The organism is Pseudarthrobacter raffinosi, assembly GCF_023913735.1.
Classification (GTDB): domain Bacteria; phylum Actinomycetota; class Actinomycetes; order Actinomycetales; family Micrococcaceae; genus Arthrobacter; species Arthrobacter raffinosi.
On sequence record NZ_JAMXBH010000007.1, the window covers coordinates 1 to 17,715 of the forward strand.

A 17,715-nucleotide genomic window follows, 5' to 3' on the forward strand; every position below is an offset into this window, starting at 1 on the left:
GTGCACCACACAACCCGGCACACGAAGTGACAGAGCGTCCGGCTGAACGTCGCACGAACTGAGAGAGCATCCGGCGGAACACTCCAGGAACTGCGAGAGCGTCACCTGGGGAGTGTGAACATTCCCACGACGGCGGCCTGGAGGCGGATCCATGTCATCTGTCGGTGGGGTCTCGCCTAGAATTGAGTGAGATGTACGGACTTCGAAGCGCTTGATTTCGGGTTGCGTAGGATAACGAAACACGGAACGAGCGGCTGCGATTGCGCCAGTGGTCGGCTCATAACAGGAGGAATCCCCATGGCTGAGCACAACGGCGGCAACCGCGGCGGCAACGACCGCGGTCCTTTCCGCGGCAACAACAATTCTGGCGGCGACCCGCGCGGATTCCGTTCCCGCGAAGACCGTAACCCAGAGGCTCCGAAGCGCGCGCCTGGTTCCGGCGAACGTAAGCCTTTTGGTGATCGTCCGCGTCGTGAAGGTGATGGCGAGCGTCGGACCTTCGGTGGCGGAGAGCGAAAGCCTTTCAGTGGTGGCGGAGACCGGAAACCGTTCACAGGCGGCGGCGGTGGTGAGCGGAAGCCCTATGGTGACCGTGACAACAAGCCTTTTGGTGACCGTCCGCGCCGCGAGGGTGACGGTGAGCGGAAGCCTTATGGTGACCGTCCGCGCCGCGAAGGTGACGGCGAACGTCGCAGCTTTGGCGGCGGAGAGCGCAAGCCCTTTAGTGGCGGCGGAGACCGGAAGCCCTTTAGCGGCGGCGGCGAACGCAAACCCTATGGTGACCGTGACAACAAGCCTTATGGTGACCGTCCGCGCCGCGAAGGTGACGGCGAACGTCGCAGCTTTGGCGGCGGAGAGCGCAAGCCCTTTAGTGGCGGCGGAGACCGGAAGCCCTTTAGCGGCGGCGGCGAACGCAAACCCTATGGTGACCGTGACAACAAGCCTTATGGTGACCGTCCGCGCCGCGAAGGTGACGGCGAACGTCGCAGCTTTGGCGGCGGAGAGCGCAAGCCCTTTAGTGGCGGCGGAGACCGGAAGCCCTTTAGCGGCGGCGGCGAACGCAAACCCTATGGTGACCGTGACAACAAGCCTTATGGTGACCGTCCGCGCCGCGAAGGTGACGGCGAACGTCGAGGTTTCTCCGGCGGTGACAACCGCAAGCCGTTCGGAGACCGCCAGGACCGCGCCCCCCGCAGCTTTGACCGTGGCGATTCCGGCCCCCGCCAGTTCGGCAAGGACCGTGCAGAAGACCGCCCGGTCCGTGTACCCAACGCGCGTGACCTTCGCAGCGCGAACCGCCCGGACCGCGAACGTTCCCCGGAAATCGATGAGGATGTCACGGGCAAGGAGCTTGACCGCGCTACGCAGCACCAGATCAAGACCCTGGAAGACAAGAGCGCCGAGTGGGTTGCCCGCCACCTGGTAATGGCCGGACGCCTGATCGACGAAGAGCCCGAGCTGGCTTTCCAGCACGCCCTCGCCGCGAGCCGGCGTGGTGGCCGGCTGGCTGCCGTCCGTGAAGCCGTCGGACTCACTGCTTACGCGGCAGGACACTACGGCGAAGCACTGCGCGAATTCCGGACCTACCGCCGCATCAGCGGTTCAAACATCCACCTGCCCGTGATGGCAGACTGCGAACGCGGACTTGGTCGGCCTGACCGCGCCCTCGACGTTGTACGTTCCGAGGAAGCCAAAGACCTGGACGCGCCCGGCAAAGTCGAACTGGCCATGGTTGCAGCCGGGGCCCGGACCGACCTCGGACAGCTGGACGCCGCCGTAGCAGAACTGGAAATTCCCCAGCTGGACATGAACCGGGCGTTCTCCTACAGCCCGCGGCTGTTCCGGGCCTACGCCAACGCCCTGTCCGGTGTTGGTCGGGAAGATGAGGCGGCAAAATGGCAGAAGCAGGCAGTTGTGGCTGAAAATGCCCTGGGCCTCGGCGTCGATGAGGAACCCGACATCGTGGACCTCGGCTGGGACGAGGAAGAGGAAGCCCGCGAGGAAGCCCAGCGCCGGCGTCTGCTGGAGCGAGCTGCCGCAGGCCCCGAAGCCACTGCTTCCACGCCCGCTGCCCGTTCCGAGGTAGCCGCGGAGAAGACTGCCGTTGAGGCCGCCGCCGTGGATGCAGAGATCGACGACGTGGAATCGGATTTCTTCGAGTCCGATGACGCCGAGTCTGACGAGGATTCCCTCGAAGCAGATGAGCTGGAAGCCGGCGACGCCGAGCACGGTGAAGAAGTGCGCGATGAAGAAGAGCACAGCGAAGCAGACGACAGCAGCAACGGCGTCGATGGCCACTCTGACGGACGGGACAGCTAGCGCGCTATGACTGAAGTTCCACTGATTTCCCTGTTCGACGCCCTTTTGGCGGACCTGGACGGCGTGGTCTACGCCGGGCAGCACGCCATCCCAGGCGCCGTGGACTCGCTGCAGCAACTGGAGGGTTTGGGCATTGGCCTGGGGTATGTCACCAACAATGCCTCCCGCACCCCGGCGCAGGTAGCGGCGCATCTCCGTGAACTAGGTGCACCGGCGGACGACGACCAGGTGGTCAGCTCCTCGCAAGCCGCGGCCGAACTCCTGGCGTCACTCGTCGCCCCCGGAGCGCGGGTGCTCATCACCGGCAGCCCCGCTCTGGCGCAGGAAATCGAGCTGGTGGGATTGACGCCTGTTTACAGCCAGGACGAGGATCCGGTAGCCGTGGTCCAGGGATTCAATCCCGGGATCAGCTGGAAAGATCTTGCCGAGGCGGCGTACGTCGTGTCGGCCGGAGCACTGTGGATCGCAACCAACACCGATATGTCCATTCCGCAGGCACGCGGCATAGCCCCGGGCAACGGCACCCTGGTGGCAGCTGTAGCCGCCGCCACCGGACAGACGCCGCAGGTTGCCGGCAAGCCGGAGGCCCCGCTCTTCCACGCCGCCGCCAAACGGCTCACGGCTGACCGCCCGCTGGTGGTGGGCGACCGTCTGGACACCGACATCCTCGGCGGCAACAACGCCGGGTTTGCCACGGTGGCAGTGCTGACCGGCGTCGACACCACAGCTAGCATCCTGGCCGCACGCACTGCGGAACGCCCGGACTACATCATCAATTCCCTCAGCGACCTCCACCGCCCCTACCCGGCGCTGGACCACACTGACGGAACGCACCGCTGCGGGGCCTCCACTGCGCGGGTCAGCGGTGACACTATCCACGTCAGCGGCAGCGAGAGCGACCTGGATTCCTGGCGGGCCGCCTGCGCCGCCTGGTGGACTGCGGTCCCCGACGCCGCACTGCCCACCGAACCCAAACTCGAGTGGCGCAATCATTAGACTGGTCCAATGACTGAGCTGAACGAACCGCACCATCCGGAAGCAGCCCAGCCAACACAGGAATGGCCGGACACGGCGGCGTCGGCAACCAGCGATCCATCCATTGCGGCGATAACGGCCGCGCTGGACGGCGTCGAACGGTTGCCCGTGTCTGAGCATGAGGCTGTTTACAGCGACCTCCACGATGCCCTGCTGCACGCGTTGAACGAAGAGGCCCCAAACGGCGAAGGAGACGCTTGAGCATGGCACGACTTGACCAGGCGCTCGTCGCCCGCGGCCTGGCCAGGTCCCGGACCCACGCTGCTTCGTTGATCGCCGAGGGCAAGGTGAGCTCGGCCGGGCAGGTCCTGTCCAAGGCGTCCCTCCAGGTCGACGACGGCAAGGACCTGTCGGTCGAGCACACGGAAGAGGACAGCTACGTCAGCCGGGCCGGCCACAAGCTCGCCGGCGCTCTGGACGTATTCCCGGAGGTCACGGTTGCGGGCAAAAGGTGCCTGGACGCCGGCGCCTCCACCGGCGGCTTCACCGAGGTGCTCCTGCGGCGCGGTGCGGCACACGTGGTGGCCGTCGACGTCGGCCATGACCAGCTCGTCCCGCAACTCCGCGCCGATGACCGCGTAGCCGTGCATGAAGGCATGAACGTGCGGTACATGGCGCCGGAGGACATCGGCGGCCAGGCCGAACTCACGGTAGCCGACCTCTCCTTCATCTCGCTGACCCTGGTGGTCCTGCCCCTGGCGCTGTGCACGCAGCCGGGCGGCGATCTGGTGCTGATGGTGAAGCCCCAGTTCGAGATCGGCAAGGACCGGCTGGGCCGCACCGGTGTGGTCACCTCCGAGCGCGAACGCCGGATGGCAGTGGAAAAAGTTGCCAATGCGGCGCTCGACGCCGGACTGGACTTATGCGGCTTAGCGGCCAGTCCGCTGCCGGGCCAGGACGGAAACGTCGAATACTTCCTGTGGATAAAGCGCAGGATGACCCAAGAACTGCCTAAGATCGAAGAGCGCCTCGCAGCCATTGACGGATTGCTTGGCCGAATCTGGCCGAACCACTAGAAAGCGGAACCCGATGAGCAGGCGAGTACTTGTCCTTGCCCACACTGGCCGCGAGGAGTCACTGAAGGCCGCCTGGGAAGCCTGCGCCCAACTGCATGACTCCGGCATTGTTCCCGTCATGCAGGAGTCTGAGCTGCGTGACATGGAAAGATTCTTCGGGCAGCTCACGCAGCCGGTGGAGATCCTGCACGACCATGTACAGCTGCCGGACGTCGAGCTGGTGATGGTCCTGGGCGGTGACGGCACCATCCTGCGCGCCGCAGAGCTGGTGCGCGAGGTGGACGTACCCTTGCTGGGCGTCAACCTTGGCCACGTCGGCTTCCTGGCCGAGAGCGAGCGGGCGGACCTGGCCCAAACGGTGGAATGGATTGCCCGCCGCGACTACACGGTTGAAGAGCGCATGACCATCGACGTCCAGGTCTGGGTCCGCGGCCAGAAGATCTGGCATACCTGGGCCCTGAATGAGGCCGCGATCGAAAAGGGCAACCGCGAACGCATGATCGAGGTGGTGACCGAAGTGGATGAGCGCCCGCTGACGTCCTTCGGCTGCGACGGCGTGGTGGTGGCCACCCCCACAGGCTCCACCGCGTACGCGTTTTCCGCCGGCGGGCCCGTCGTGTGGCCGGAGGTCGAGGCCCTGGTGATAGTTCCCATCAGCGCCCACGCGCTCTTTGCCAAACCGCTGGTGGTATCGCCCCGGTCCCGGCTGGCCGTGGAAGTCCTCACCCGCACCGGTGCCCAGGGTGTGCTCTGGTGCGATGGCCGGCGCTCCGTGGACCTGCCGCCCGGCGCCCGGGTTGAAGTGACCAAGTCCGCCACTCCGGTCAGGCTGGCCAGGACGCACCAGACGCCCTTTTCAGCGCGTCTGGTCCGCAAATTCGAACTCCCCATTCACGGCTGGCGCGGGCCCGTGCCGCAGTCGGAGACGATTCACACCGGACCCATCCCGATCGTCCGGACGCCGCGGCCCAGGCCGCCGCTCCAGCTTGCCTCCGGCGACCAGCCGGAGGACGATACCGATCCCGCGACCGCAAAGTGAACCATGCTTGAAGAACTGAGAATCCGCGATCTGGGCGTCATCACCGACGCCACGCTGCCGCTGGGCCCCGGGCTGAGCGTCGTTACCGGCGAAACCGGTGCCGGCAAAACGATGGTGGTCACCGCCGTCGGCCTACTGCTGGGGGCGAGGTCCGACGCCGGGGCGGTCCGGAGCGGGGCGAAGAGCGCCACGGCGGAGGCCGTCCTCAAGCTCGACGCCGGGCATCCGGCGATTGCCCGGGCAGTTGAAGCGGGTGCCGACGTGGAGGAGTTCGACGGCGGCGCTGAGCTTATTCTTGCGCGTCGCCTCGGTGCGGACGGGCGCAGCCGGGCCTTCCTGGGCGGGCGGGCCGCCCCGGTGGGCGTTCTGGCGGAGATCGGTGAAACCCTCGTGGTGGTCCACGGGCAGTCGGACCAGATCAGGCTGAAGGGGGCGTCCGCCCAACGCGGCGCCCTCGACAAATTTGCCGGCGATGCGCTGGCGGGCCCGATGGCCTCCTACCAGGCGCTCTACAGCCATTGGAAGGCCAGCCAGGCGGAGCTGGAAACCCTTCGCAGCGCCGCCCGGGACAGGCTCCGCGAGGCCGAGTCGCTGGAAGTCGCCCTGGCCGAAATCAGCACCGTGGATCCGCAGCCGGGGGAGGACGAATCCCTCAAGGCGGAGGCTGTGAAACTGGCCAACGTAGAAGAGCTCAGGATTGCGGCGAACACGGCGCACCAGGCGCTCATCGCGGAGGACTACGGTGACGCGGGCGACGCCACCACCCTCGTGGACGTTGCGAAAAGGACCCTGGAGCACGTGGCCGAGCACGACGCCGAGCTCGGGTCCGCCGCAGCACGGTTGGCCGAAGTGGGCTTCCTGCTCAACGACATCGCCACGGAGCTGGCCAGCTACCAGGCCGGCCTGGACTCAGAGGGTCCGGAACGCCTCGCCGAGATCGAGGACCGGCGGGCCGCCCTGGCCACGTTGGTCCGCAAGTACGCCCCCAGCATTGACGAAGTCCTGGTGTGGGCGGAAAACGCCCGGGTCCGTTTCGACGAGCTGCAGGACGACTCCACCAGGATCGAAGCCCTGGACGCAGACGTTGTCCGTACCGAAGCGGAACTGCAGAAGCAGGCTGCCGCCGTCAGCAAAATCCGGGCCAAGGCTGCCAAGGACCTCTCCGGCCGGGTGAGCTCGGAGCTGAAGGCACTCGCCATGGCCGACGCCACGCTGGTCATCACCCGTGAGGCGGCCGGTCAGCTGACACCGCATGGAGCCGACGAGATCGCGTTCCTGCTCCAGCCGCACTCCGGAGCCCCGGCCCGTCCGCTGGGCAAGGGCGCCTCCGGTGGCGAACTCTCCAGGGTCATGCTGGCCATCGAGGTGGTGCTGGCCGCTGTGGACCCGGTGCCCACGTTTGTGTTTGACGAGGTGGACGCCGGGGTCGGTGGCCGGGCCGCCGTCGAAATTGGCCGCCGGCTGGCCATGCTGGCACAGCACGTGCAGGTCCTGGTGGTCACACACCTGCCGCAGGTGGCAGCCTTCGCGGACCAGCACATCACTGTCACCAAGACATCCGTCAGAGGGGCCGACGGCGGCACCGCCACCGGGTTCACGTCCAGTGATGTTCGCCTCCTCGACGGCCAGGAGCGGGTGCGGGAGCTCGCCCGGATGCTGGCCGGCCAGGAGGATTCAGAATCAGCCCAGGCGCACGCCCAGGAGCTGCTGGACGACGCAAAACTGCTGCCGCAGCGGGCCTGACGGCCTGCACCCCTTGATCGCAGGGCGCCTTGCCATGCACACTGGATCATTTGGGGAGACAGTTCCTGATCGGGGAAAGGCTCAATTGATGATAGGCTCGAATTCCGTGGTGCAGCGATCAAATTCCCGTGTAAATTCCCGGTTCCCGGGCTCGTCCAAGACGACCAAACACATCTTCGTAACCGGTGGTGTGGCGTCCTCGCTCGGTAAGGGACTGACGGCTTCGAGCCTCGGTCACCTCCTGCGGGCACGCGGTCTGTCTGTAACTATGCAGAAGCTCGATCCCTATCTGAACGTGGATCCGGGCACGATGAACCCCTTCCAGCACGGCGAAGTCTTCGTCACCGACGACGGCGCCGAGACGGACCTGGACATCGGACACTACGAGCGGTTCCTCGACGAAAACCTCGAGGGCTCAGCCAACGTGACCACCGGCCAGGTCTACTCCACCGTGATCGCCAAGGAACGCCGCGGCGAATACCTCGGTGACACGGTCCAGGTCATCCCGCACATCACCGATGAGATCAAGCGGCGCATGCGGCTTCCGGCCGAGGGCAAAAACGCGCCGGACGTCATCATCACTGAAATCGGCGGCACCGTGGGCGACATCGAGTCGCAGCCCTTCCTCGAGTCGGCCCGCCAGGTCCGCCAGGACATTGGCCGCGGCAACGTCTTCTTCGTCCACGTCTCCCTGGTGCCCTACATCGGACCCTCGCAGGAACTGAAGACCAAACCGACGCAGCACTCCGTGGCAGCCCTGCGCTCCATCGGCATCCAGCCCGAGGCCATCGTGGTCCGCTCGGACCGCGAAGTCCCCGAGCCGATGCGCGCCAAGATCGGCCGCATGTGCGACGTCGATATCGAAGCCGTCATCGGATGCCCGGATGCCCCCAGCATCTACGACATCCCCAAGACCCTGCACACCCAGGGACTGGATTCCTACATCGTCCGTGCACTGGACCTGCCGTTCAAGGACGTTGACTGGACCAGCTGGGACAAGCTGCTCGAAGCAGTGCACAACCCCAAGCACCACGTGGAAATCGCGCTGGTGGGCAAGTACATCGACCTGCCGGACGCCTACCTGTCCGTGACCGAGGCCCTGCGTGCCGGCGGCTTCGCCAACGACACCAAGGTCAAGATCCGCTGGGTACCGTCGGATGAATGCGAAACCCATGAAGGCGCCGTGGCGTCCCTGGACGGCGTGGACGCCATCTGCGTTCCCGGCGGCTTCGGCATCCGCGGCCTTGAAGGCAAGCTGGGCGCCCTGAAGTACGCCCGTGAAGCCAAGCTGCCTGTCCTGGGCCTGTGCCTGGGCCTGCAGTGCATGGTGATCGAATATGCGCGCAACGTGGTGGGCCTTGAGGGCGCTTCCTCCAGCGAATTCGAGCCGGATTCGAAATACCCGGTGATTGCCACCATGGAAGAGCAGCTGGACATCGTGGACGGCAAGGGCGATCTTGGCGGCACCATGCGTCTGGGCCTGTACGAGGCAAAGCTCGACGACGGCTCGGTCATCGCAGAGACCTACGGGAAAACCACCGTCAGCGAACGCCACCGGCACCGCTACGAGGTCAACAACAAATACCGCGACCAGATCGCCGCCGAGGGCCTCGTGTTCTCCGGAACGTCGCCGGACGGCAAGCTTGTGGAATTCGTAGAGCTGCCCCGCGAGGTCCACCCGTTCTACGTGGCAACCCAGGCGCACCCTGAACTGAGCTCACGGCCCACGCGGCCGCACCCGCTCTTCGCCGGGCTCGTCAAGGCCGCACTGGACCACCAGAAAGCACAGGACGCGCCGGCAGCCAAGCCGTTGCGTACGGTTGCCGCAAAATAAAACCGAATAAGTAGAGGACGGCGCGATGCCCGGCACACCTGAAACCCCACAAGCTGCACGGCAGGTTTCGGATGCGCCGAGCCCGCGCCGTCTTCTGTCTACGGAGAAGGTCTATGAAGGTCGGATCTGGGATGTGGTCAGTGACAGCTTCCAGCTGAGCGAGACAGGGGAGTCCCTGACCCGCGACTACATCGACCACCCCGGCGCCGTGGCTGTCCTGCCGATGAACGACGCCGGCGAAGTTCTGCTGATCAGGCAGTACCGGCACCCCGTGGGCATGGACCTTTGGGAAATCCCTGCCGGCCTGCTGGATGTGGAAGGCGAAGATTTTGTGGCGGGCGCTGCCCGCGAGCTCGCCGAGGAGGCGGACCTTGCAGCCGGCGAATGGAACGTCCTGGTGGACTTCTTCAACTCGCCGGGCTCCTCCAGCGAGGCCATCCGCATCTACCTCGCCCGGGACCTCACCGACGTGCCTCACCACGAACGCCATGAGCGGACCGATGAGGAGGCCGAGATTGAATTCCACTGGATCGCCCTGGACGACGCTGTGGCCGCAGTCCTGGAAGGCAGGCTGCACAACCCGTCCGCCGTCGTCGGAATCCTGGCCGCCGCCGCGGCGAAAGCTGACGGCTTTGCGGGATTGCGTCCGGCGGATGCACCCTGGCCTGCGCACCCCAGCCAGCGTTGATGACGGCGAGTACTGAGGCGGCAGCCCCGACGCCGCCCGTCCGGCCACAGACGGCCATCGACCGCGCCATCACCGAGTATCTGCAACATATGGGCGTGGAACGCGGCCTGGCCGTAAATACACTCTCCGCCTACCGCCGTGACCTGACCCGGTATTCCCGCTACGTGACGTCGGAAGGCTGCCACGGCCCGGGCCAGATCACCCGCCACCACGTGACGGGGTTCCTGATGGCCCTCAACGACGGATCCGACGGCGGCACAGCGCTGGGCGTCCGGTCTGCCGCCAGGACTGTGGTGGCCGTCCGGGGGCTGCACAAGTTCTGGGCTCTGGAGGGGATCACAACGACGGACCCCGCCAGCGACGTCCACCCGCCCATGCCGGGCAAAAGGCTGCCCAAGGCCATCAGCGTGGACGAAGTCACCCGGATCCTTGAAGCCGCGAGCACGGACACCGCCACAGGGCTCAGGGACCGGGCCCTGCTCGAATTTCTCTATTCCACCGGGGCGAGGATCAGCGAGGCCGTGGGCCTGGACGTTGACGACATCGCCCTGCACGAGGCCGAAGCCGGGCCCGCCGTGGTCCGCCTGTTCGGCAAGGGATCCAAGGAACGGCTGGTGCCGCTGGGATCCTATGGGGCGCGGGCTGTGGACGCGTACCTGGTGCGCGGCCGTCCACTGCTGGCGGCGAAGGGCAAGGGAACGCCCGCCCTGTTCCTGAACGCCCGCGGCGGCAGGATCAGCCGGCAAAGCGCCTGGACCATCCTGAAGGCGGCCGCGGACAAAGCCAACGTCACCAAGGATGTTTCCCCGCACACACTGCGACACTCGTTCGCGACGCATCTGCTCGAAGGCGGCGCCGATGTCCGCGTGGTGCAGGAACTCCTGGGGCACGCCTCAGTTACCACAACGCAGGTCTACACCCTGGTTACGGCTGACACACTGAGGGAAATTTACGCAGCAGCCCACCCTCGGGCGCTGGGCTGACGCCGGCGGCCAGGCTATAGGGTTGGGGCATGACGTTTACCCCTGTCACGCTGTGCTTTCTCACCCGTGAGTCCGCCGGTGTGCCACAGGTCCTGCTTGGCCTGAAGAAGACCGGCTTCGGCCGCGGCAAAGTGGTGGGACTTGGCGGCCATGTTGAGCCGGGGGAGACGGATGAAGAGGCTGCCTGCCGCGAAGTCCACGAGGAAGCCGGGATTGTGGTCCGGCAGGAGGATCTGCGCGACGCCGGCGTGGTGACCTTCGATTTTCCTGCCCGCCCGGAGTGGAACATGAGTTCGCGGCTCTTTGTCGCAGCCAGTTGGACCGGGCAGCCGGCCGAAAGTGCCGAGATCCGGCCGGAATGGTTCGACGTCGGCGCCTTGCCGGTGGACCGGATGTGGCAGGACGCAGCGCACTGGCTGCCGCTCGCCCTTGCCGGGTCTTTCTTGCGCCTGACAGTGGTCCTGAACGATGACAACGAGACCGTCCGCGAAGTGCTGGACTGATCACGCCCCACCTCTGGCGTTGGCGTAACGGCCGACGGCGGGCCGGTTGGGCCCACGCCGGCGAGGGACCCGAACCGAGCTTGCGAGGTTGGGAGCCGGTGGGGAGGATTACGGAACGTGCCGTTCGTCCGGTCCGTTGTACTCGCTCAGCGGGCGGATCAGGGAGTTGCTGGCTGCCTGTTCCATGATGTGGGCGGTCCACCCGGTGATGCGGCTGGCCACGAACAGGGGAGTGAACGTGGCAGTGTCGAAGCCCATCAGGTGGTAGGTGGGGCCGGCCGGGTAGTCGAGGTTCGGTTTGATGGCCTTGGCCTCGTCCATGGCCTGCTCGAGGCCGTTGTACAGCCCCAGCAGTTCAGGGCGGCCGTAGTGGGCGATCATTTTGTCCAGCGCGGCCTTCATGGTGGGGACGCGGGAGTCCCCGTGCTTGTAGACGCGGTGGCCGAAGCCCATGACCTTTTTCTTGTGGGCCAGTGCATCCTCCATCCAAGCCTTTGCCCGGGCGGCCGCTTCGTCCAGTGATTCCTCAGGCCGGATGCCGATCTCGTCGAAGGTGTGCATCACGGCTTCGTTGGCGCCGCCATGCAGCGGGCCCTTGAGTGCGCCGATTGCGCCCGTTACTGCCGAGTGCAGGTCGGACAGGCTGGAGGTGATCACGCGGGCGGTGAAGGTGGAGGCGTTGAAGGAGTGCTCGGCGTACAGGATCATCGAGACGTTGAAGGCCTCCACGACCTCCGGGACCTGGTCTTCGCCGAACGCCATCCACAGGAAGTTTTCCGAGTAGCCCAGGTCATCACGGGGCTCCACGACTTCCTGGCCGCGCCGGCGTCGCTGGTCGTAGGCGACCACCGCGGGCATGGCTGCGAAGAGGTCCACGGCCTTGGCCATGTTGGCCTCGGGCGAGGAGTCCTCGGCCAGAGGGTGGCGGGCGCCCATGACGGATGCTGCGGTCCGGCAGACATCCATCGGGTGGGCGGTAGCGGGAATTGTGTCGACGATCTTCTTCACCACAGGATCAAGGGCGCGGCCGGCGCGCTCGCGGGCAGAGAACGCGGACAGCTCTTCAGGGGTGGGCAGTTCGCCGTTCCACAAGAGGAAGGCCACTTCCTCGAAGCTGCATTTGGCGGCGAGCTCCTGGACGGGATAGCCGCGGTACAGCAGCGAATTGGTGTCCGGGTTGACCTTCGAAACCGCGGTGTAGTCCACCACGACGCCGGCCAGGCCCTTCTTGATATCAACAGCTTCCATGCTGTCCTCCTTCGTTCATTGGGCAAGCCCGGATGTGCCGGAATGCTTGCAGTCTCCTTGGTGAGCTCTCGGGTCCTAGCGGACGCCGGGAATTTGGAAGTTGAAAACGCCGGTATCGAAGTGGTTGTAGGCCTCATAGTCCACAAGGTCATAAAGCCGCGCACGGGTGAGCATGTTCTCCACCTGTGCTTCCTGCGACCCTGTTGCCTTGATCGATTCCAGAGTACGCTCTGCTGCGCCCATGGCAATGCGCAGCAGCGTGACCGGATAAATGACCATGTTGACGCCCACACCCTGCAGCTGGTCCACGGTGAACAGATCGCTCTTGCCGAACTCGGTCATGTTGGCAAGGATCGGCACGTCCACGGCGTCGCGGATGGCCTGGAACTCGGACAGGTCCTTCATCGCTTCCGGGAAGATGGCGTCAGCACCGGCTTCCACGAGGGCCCGTGCCCGGTCCTTGGCGGCTTCGATTCCCTCCACGGCGCGGATATCGGTCCGGGCCATGATGAGGAAGTTCGGATCGCGGCGGGCGTCGGCCGCGGCGCGGATGCGCTTGGTGGCCGTGTCCTGGTCCACCACGTTCTTGCCGTCCAGGTGCCCGCAGCGCTTGGGATTGAACTGGTCTTCGATGTGGCAGCCGGCCAGGCCGGCGTTCTCCAGTTCCTGGATGCTGCGGGCCACGTTCATGGGCTCGCCGAAGCCCGTGTCCGCGTCCACCAGCGTGGGCAGGTCAGTCATTCGGGCGATCTGCCCGGCACGCGTGGCCACCTCGGTGAGGGTGGTCAGCCCGATGTCCGGCAGGCCCAGGTCATTGGCCAGCACCGCTCCGGAGACGTAAACACCGGCGAAGCCCTTTTCCTCGATCAGCCGCGCCGAGAGCGGGCTGAACGCGCCCGGGAACTGCTGGATGGTGCCGGACGCGAGCATGGCGCGAAGCGCGATCCGCTTCTGTTCCGGGGTTGTCTTGGAATACAGCATCTGATTCTCCTGTGCGGGGTGGGTAGGCAGAGCTTAGAAGAGGCCGGCGGGTGCGTTGCTGAGGTCGATGACGCCGGGGGCGGCGGTGATGTTCAGCTGGTCCAGTTCGCCCGGGCCCAGGTCCGGAAGGCTTTCGGCGGCGGCGAGGAATCGCTCGATTTCCTCCTCTGCGACCAGACCGGCTGCCAGGGTGCGGAACTTGTTGATGTACTGCTGGCGGGCGAACGGCCGGGCGCCGAGCGGGTGCGCGTCCGCTACGGCGATCTGGTCGGTGATGACCGTGCCGTCGTTCAGGGTGATCTCCACGGAACCGCCGAAGGCCTTCTCGGCGATGTCCAGCGAATGGTAGCGGCGGGTCCATTCGGCGTCTTCGACGGTGCTGACCTTGTTCCACAGCTCCACAGTGTCGGCGCGGCCGGCACGCTCAGGACTGTAGGAGTCAACGTGGTGCCAGGAGCCGTCCTGGAGTGCCACCGTGAAGATGTACGGGATGGAGTGGTCCAGGGTTTCCCGGCTGGCCGTGGGGCTGTACTTCTGCGGGTCGTTGGCGCCCGAACCGATCACGTAGTGCGTGTGGTGGCTGGTCTTGATCAGGACCGACGTCACGTTGGACGGGTCCGTTGCCTCGGGGTGCTCAGTATGCAGCTTGCGGGCCAGATCGATCCAGGCCTGGGCTTGGTATTCGGCGGAGTGTTCCTTGGTGTACGTGTCCATGATGGCGCGCTTGGCTTCGCCGGCCTCGGGCAGCGGGACCTCGTAGGAGGCGTCCGGGCCATCCAGCATCCAGGCGATCACGCCGTCTTCGCCTTCGTAGATCGGCACGGGGGAGGTCTGGCCGCGCATGGAGCGGTCCACGGCTTCCACCGCCATCTTGCCTGCGAACGCCGGCGCGTGCGCCTTCCAGGTGGAGATTTCGCCCTTGCGGGACTGGCGGGTGGCCGTGGTGGTGTGCAGCGCCTGGCCGACGGACTGGAAGATGGTCTCGACGTCCAGGCCCAAGAGTGTGCCGATGCCGGCAGCGGCGGACGGGCCGAGGTGGGCCACGTGGTCGATCTTGTGCTTGTGAAGGCAGATCGCCTTGACCAAGTTGACCTGGATCTCGTAGCCGGTGGCGATGCCGCGGATCAGGTCCTTGCCGCTCGCGCCGACGTGCTGTCCAACGGCGAGAATCGGCGGGATGTTGTCGCCAGGGTGGGAGTAGTCAGCCGCCAGGAACGTGTCATGGTAATCGAGCTCGCGGACGGCCACGCCGTTCGCCCAGGCTGCCCACTCGGGGGAGACGCGGTCCGTGATGCCGAAGACGCCGGCGCCCTTGCCGTTGGTGGTCGGTGCGTGGGTCAACGCCTGGGCGCGGGCAGCCACGATCGGGCCGCGGTTCAGGGAAGCGATGGCCACGGAGGCATTGTCGATGACACGGTTGATGACCATCTCGGTGACCTCGGGCGTGACCTCGACGGCGTCGGCGGCGACGACGGCGATCTTGTGCGCCAGCTGGTCTTCACGGGCCAGGTTCTCTTCGCTCTTGTAGACGCGGACGTGGTTGAGCTTAACCATGGTGCTCCTTCTTAGTGCTGTGGGTGGGTAGCTTTGACGTGGGAAAGGCTGCGGTGCAGGTGCAGGGTGGTGGCTGCTTCGGCAAGCCTGGCGTTGCCTGCGGCGATGGCCTCCGCGATGGCCGCGTGTTCGACGGCGGCAGCGTACAGTCGCGGGGCGTCATCGGCCGCGAGGCGGCGGACCCGGACCAGATGGACACGCAGGCTGCGCATCGCCTGCGCGAGGTAGGAGTTGGAGATGGCGGCGTCGATCGCCTCATCCAGCCGGCCCACCAGGGCGTAATACTCATGCCGGGCCGGATCGGTGTCGCTGATCAGCTCCTGCGCCCGCAGGAGATCGGTGTGGAGCTTCTCAAAGACAGCGCGCTCGCCGCGTTCGGCAGCCAGGGCTGCAGCCCTGCCCTCGAGGGTTTCGCGGAGCTCGAACATCTCATCGATGTCCTCCAGTGAGATGTCGGTGACGACGACGCCGCGGCCGCCTGCCGCCGTCGTCAGCCCTTCTGCGCTAAGCCGGCTCAGCGCCTCCCGGACCGGAGTGCGTGAGACGCCCAGGCGCTCCGACTGCTCCACTTCGGCGAGGACCGTTCCGGGCGTCAGGCGCCATTCGATAATGTCTTCGCGAAGCGTCGCATAGGCTTTGTCGCTGGCCCGCATGGTCCCTCCCGTCAATCTGCTCATGGGCACCAGTGTATACACGAATTGCCGAAAGACCCAGCAAAAGCCAGTTGATCAGCGAAATAGCCGCAGGTATGTATACATAGGCCTTGTCTGGTGCGGGTTGCCCGCATAGCATGGTGGCAACACAGCGACGTGAACGGGAGCCCATGATGGTCAGCGGAAATTACCGGGAAACATATTCGCGCAGCATCGAAAAGAAGGACGCCTTCTGGCTTGAGGCAGCAGGCGGCGTGACCTGGTCCAGGACGCCGGAAACCGCGCTTGATGGATCGGCCGCCCCGCTGTTCCAATGGTTTCCCGATGGCATGCTCAACACGAGCTACAACGCCCTGGACCGCCACGTTGAGGCCGGCCGCGGGGACCAGGATGCCCTCATCTACGACTCCGCGATGCTGGGGATCAAACGCACGTACAGCTACGCCGAACTGACGGACCTCGTGGCGCGGTTCGCGGGTGTGCTGCGCTCGCAGGGAGTCCGCAAAGGGGACAGGGTGGTCATCTACATGCCCATGATTCCCGAGGCCGCCATCGCGATGCTGGCGACCGCCCGGCTCGGGGCCGTGCATTCGGTGGTTTTCGGCGGATTCGCGCCCAAGGAACTCGCCGCCCGCATCAAGGATGCCGGTCCGGCCGCGATTGTGACGGCGTCCGGCGGGATTGAGCCCTCGCGCCGGGTGGAGTATCTTCCGGCGGTTGCCGAAGCGCTCGAACTCGCCGGCGCTGGGCAGACGCCCGTCATAGTCAAGGACCGGGAAGGCTTTGTGCACTCGGCATCCGAGTATCCGGACTGGCTGGACTGGGACCGGTGCTTTGACGCGGCCGCCCCGGCGGCAGCAGTGGATGTCGCAGCAACCGACCCCCTTTACATCCTCTACACCTCGGGCACCACCGGCACGCCGAAGGGCGTTGTACGGGACAACGGCGGCCATGCAGTGGCGCTCAGCTGGACCATGGCAAACATCTACGACGTCGGTCCGGGTGACGTGATGTGGACGGCGTCCGACGTCGGCTGGGTGGTGGGTCATTCCTACATTGTTTATGGCCCGCTGCTGGCCGGTGCCACCACGGTCCTCTACGAGGGCAAGCCCGTGGGGACGCCTGATGCGGGAGCGTTCTGGCGCGTGGTGCAGGACCACAAGGTCAACGTCCTGTTCACCGCACCCACGGCCCTGCGCGCGATCCGCAAGGCCGATCCTCAGGCGGCAGAGCTGGCCCGGTACGACATCTCCACCCTGCGCACGCTGTTTGCGGCCGGCGAGCGGCTGGACACGGACACCTACCGCTGGGCAGGTGAGGTCCTGGGTGTTCCGGTGGTGGACCACTGGTGGCAGACCGAAACCGGCTGGGCCATCTGCGCCAACCCTCGCGGGCTGGAGGACCTTCCCTTCAAGCCCGGGTCACCTACCGTGCCCATGCCCGGCTTCGAACTGAAGATTGTCGACGGCTCCGGGGCGGCGGTGCAGCAGGGGGAGGAGGGCAACATTGTCCTGCAGCTTCCCTTGCCTCCCGGAACCCTTACAACCCTGTGGCAGAACGACGACCGCTATGTGTCCTCGTACCTGGCTGCCTTCGAAGGCAGCTACGCCACGGGCGACAGCGGCTACCGGGATGCTGACGGCTACGTCTTTGTGATGGGCCGGACCGACGACATCATCAACGTGGCCGGCCACCGGCTGTCCACCGGTGCGATTGAGCAGGTCATCGCCAGCCATCCGGCCGTCGCTGAATGTGCCGTGATCGGCGTGGCGGATCCCCTCAAGGGTCAGCGGGCCAGCGGCTACGTGGTGCTCAAAGCAGGGGTCACCACCCCTGAGGACGAGCTGGTCCGGGAGCTGATCGCCCTTGTCAGGAAGGACATCGGGCCGGTGGCCGACTTCAAACACGCCACAGTGGTCGAAGCGCTCCCCAAGACCAGGTCAGGGAAGATCCTGCGCAAGACCATGCGGCAAATAGCCGACGGCGAAGCGTACGTGGTGCCCTCCACGATTGACGATCCGGACGTCATCGGGCAGTTGCTGGGCGAGCTCCGGCCAGAAGGCGCCGTTTAGTACTGCAGTCGCGTTTAGTTTGGGCTCCATCGGCGGTTTAACCGGAC

General features: G+C 65.9%; 15 protein-coding genes and 1 pseudogene. 11 read left to right on the forward strand and 5 right to left on the reverse strand.

The window, feature by feature from the left end:
- A partial coding sequence (locus NG698_RS07610; RefSeq protein ID WP_252609103.1) for a hypothetical protein occupies positions 1 to 1,473 on the reverse strand: 1,473 nt, incomplete at its 3' end.
- Here NG698_RS07610 and NG698_RS07615 point away from each other — a divergent pair.
- The 10 genes from NG698_RS07615 to NG698_RS07660 all read left to right on the forward strand — a co-directional run bounded on the left by NG698_RS07615 (position 1,426) and on the right by NG698_RS07660 (position 11,160).
- Positions 1,426 to 2,319, forward strand: coding sequence for a hypothetical protein (locus tag NG698_RS07615; RefSeq protein WP_252609104.1), 894 nt, complete (start codon positions 1,426 to 1,428; stop codon positions 2,317 to 2,319). The two genes, NG698_RS07610 and NG698_RS07615, sit on opposite strands and share 48 nt — an antisense overlap.
- Before the next feature lie 6 nt (positions 2,320 to 2,325).
- The gene (locus tag NG698_RS07620) at positions 2,326 to 3,315 is read left to right on the forward strand and encodes an HAD-IIA family hydrolase (protein ID WP_252609105.1); all 990 of its coding nucleotides are present in this window, start codon (positions 2,326 to 2,328) and stop codon (positions 3,313 to 3,315) included.
- A gap of 9 nt (positions 3,316 to 3,324) precedes the next feature.
- On the forward strand, positions 3,325 to 3,555 hold the full coding sequence (locus NG698_RS07625) for a hypothetical protein (protein WP_252609106.1): 231 nt from the start codon (positions 3,325 to 3,327) through the stop codon (positions 3,553 to 3,555).
- Positions 3,556 to 3,557: 2 nt separating this feature from the next.
- A complete protein-coding gene (locus tag NG698_RS07630) occupies positions 3,558 to 4,370 on the forward strand; it encodes a TlyA family RNA methyltransferase (protein WP_252609107.1) in 813 nt (270 codons plus the stop codon).
- Positions 4,371 to 4,383: 13 nt separating this feature from the next.
- Positions 4,384 to 5,409 (forward strand): NAD kinase, encoded by a 1,026-nt coding sequence (locus NG698_RS07635; protein WP_252569416.1) that lies wholly within the window; start codon positions 4,384 to 4,386, stop codon positions 5,407 to 5,409.
- A 3-nt stretch (positions 5,410 to 5,412) separates the two neighbouring features.
- Positions 5,413 to 7,152, forward strand: coding sequence for a DNA repair protein RecN (gene recN, locus NG698_RS07640; protein ID WP_252609109.1), 1,740 nt, complete (start codon positions 5,413 to 5,415; stop codon positions 7,150 to 7,152).
- Positions 7,153 to 7,240: 88 nt separating this feature from the next.
- On the forward strand, positions 7,241 to 8,986 hold the full coding sequence (gene pyrG, locus NG698_RS07645) for a CTP synthase (RefSeq protein ID WP_252600686.1): 1,746 nt from the start codon (positions 7,241 to 7,243) through the stop codon (positions 8,984 to 8,986).
- A gap of 25 nt (positions 8,987 to 9,011) precedes the next feature.
- Complete coding sequence (locus NG698_RS07650) at positions 9,012 to 9,674, forward strand: NUDIX domain-containing protein (RefSeq protein WP_056342385.1); 663 nt, start codon at positions 9,012 to 9,014, stop codon at positions 9,672 to 9,674.
- Positions 9,674 to 10,657, forward strand: a complete 984-nt coding sequence (gene xerD / locus NG698_RS07655) for a site-specific tyrosine recombinase XerD (protein WP_252609110.1) — start codon at positions 9,674 to 9,676, stop codon at positions 10,655 to 10,657. The genes NG698_RS07650 and xerD overlap by 1 nt, the downstream gene beginning before the upstream one ends.
- Positions 10,658 to 10,686: 29 nt before the next feature.
- The gene (locus NG698_RS07660; protein ID WP_252600689.1) at positions 10,687 to 11,160 is read left to right on the forward strand and encodes an 8-oxo-dGTP diphosphatase; all 474 of its coding nucleotides are present in this window, start codon (positions 10,687 to 10,689) and stop codon (positions 11,158 to 11,160) included.
- 108 nt (positions 11,161 to 11,268) lie between these two features.
- Here NG698_RS07660 and NG698_RS07665 read toward each other — a convergent pair whose 3' ends face one another.
- The 4 genes and pseudogenes from NG698_RS07665 to NG698_RS07680 all read right to left on the reverse strand — a co-directional run bounded on the left by NG698_RS07665 (position 11,269) and on the right by NG698_RS07680 (position 15,596).
- Positions 11,269 to 12,408 carry a bifunctional 2-methylcitrate synthase/citrate synthase gene (locus NG698_RS07665; RefSeq protein ID WP_252609111.1) on the reverse strand — a complete coding sequence of 380 codons (1,140 nt, stop codon included), beginning with the start codon at positions 12,406 to 12,408 and terminating at the stop codon, positions 11,269 to 11,271.
- 75 nt (positions 12,409 to 12,483) lie between these two features.
- Positions 12,484 to 13,389 carry a methylisocitrate lyase gene (prpB, locus tag NG698_RS07670; protein WP_252600691.1) on the reverse strand — a complete coding sequence of 302 codons (906 nt, stop codon included), beginning with the start codon at positions 13,387 to 13,389 and terminating at the stop codon, positions 12,484 to 12,486.
- A 33-nt stretch (positions 13,390 to 13,422) separates the two neighbouring features.
- Positions 13,423 to 14,943: an MmgE/PrpD family protein gene (locus NG698_RS07675; RefSeq protein ID WP_252600693.1), complete on the reverse strand. Its 1,521-nt coding sequence runs from the start codon at positions 14,941 to 14,943 to the stop codon at positions 13,423 to 13,425.
- Positions 14,936 to 15,596, reverse strand: a pseudogene (locus NG698_RS07680) (GntR family transcriptional regulator). Before NG698_RS07680 ends, NG698_RS07675 begins: the two are co-directional and overlap by 8 nt.
- A gap of 173 nt (positions 15,597 to 15,769) precedes the next feature.
- Between NG698_RS07680 and NG698_RS07685 the strand changes: the two are divergent.
- On the forward strand, positions 15,770 to 17,668 hold the full coding sequence (locus NG698_RS07685; protein ID WP_252609192.1) for an acetate--CoA ligase: 1,899 nt from the start codon (positions 15,770 to 15,772) through the stop codon (positions 17,666 to 17,668).
- The last annotated feature ends 47 nt before the right edge of the window (positions 17,669 to 17,715 follow it).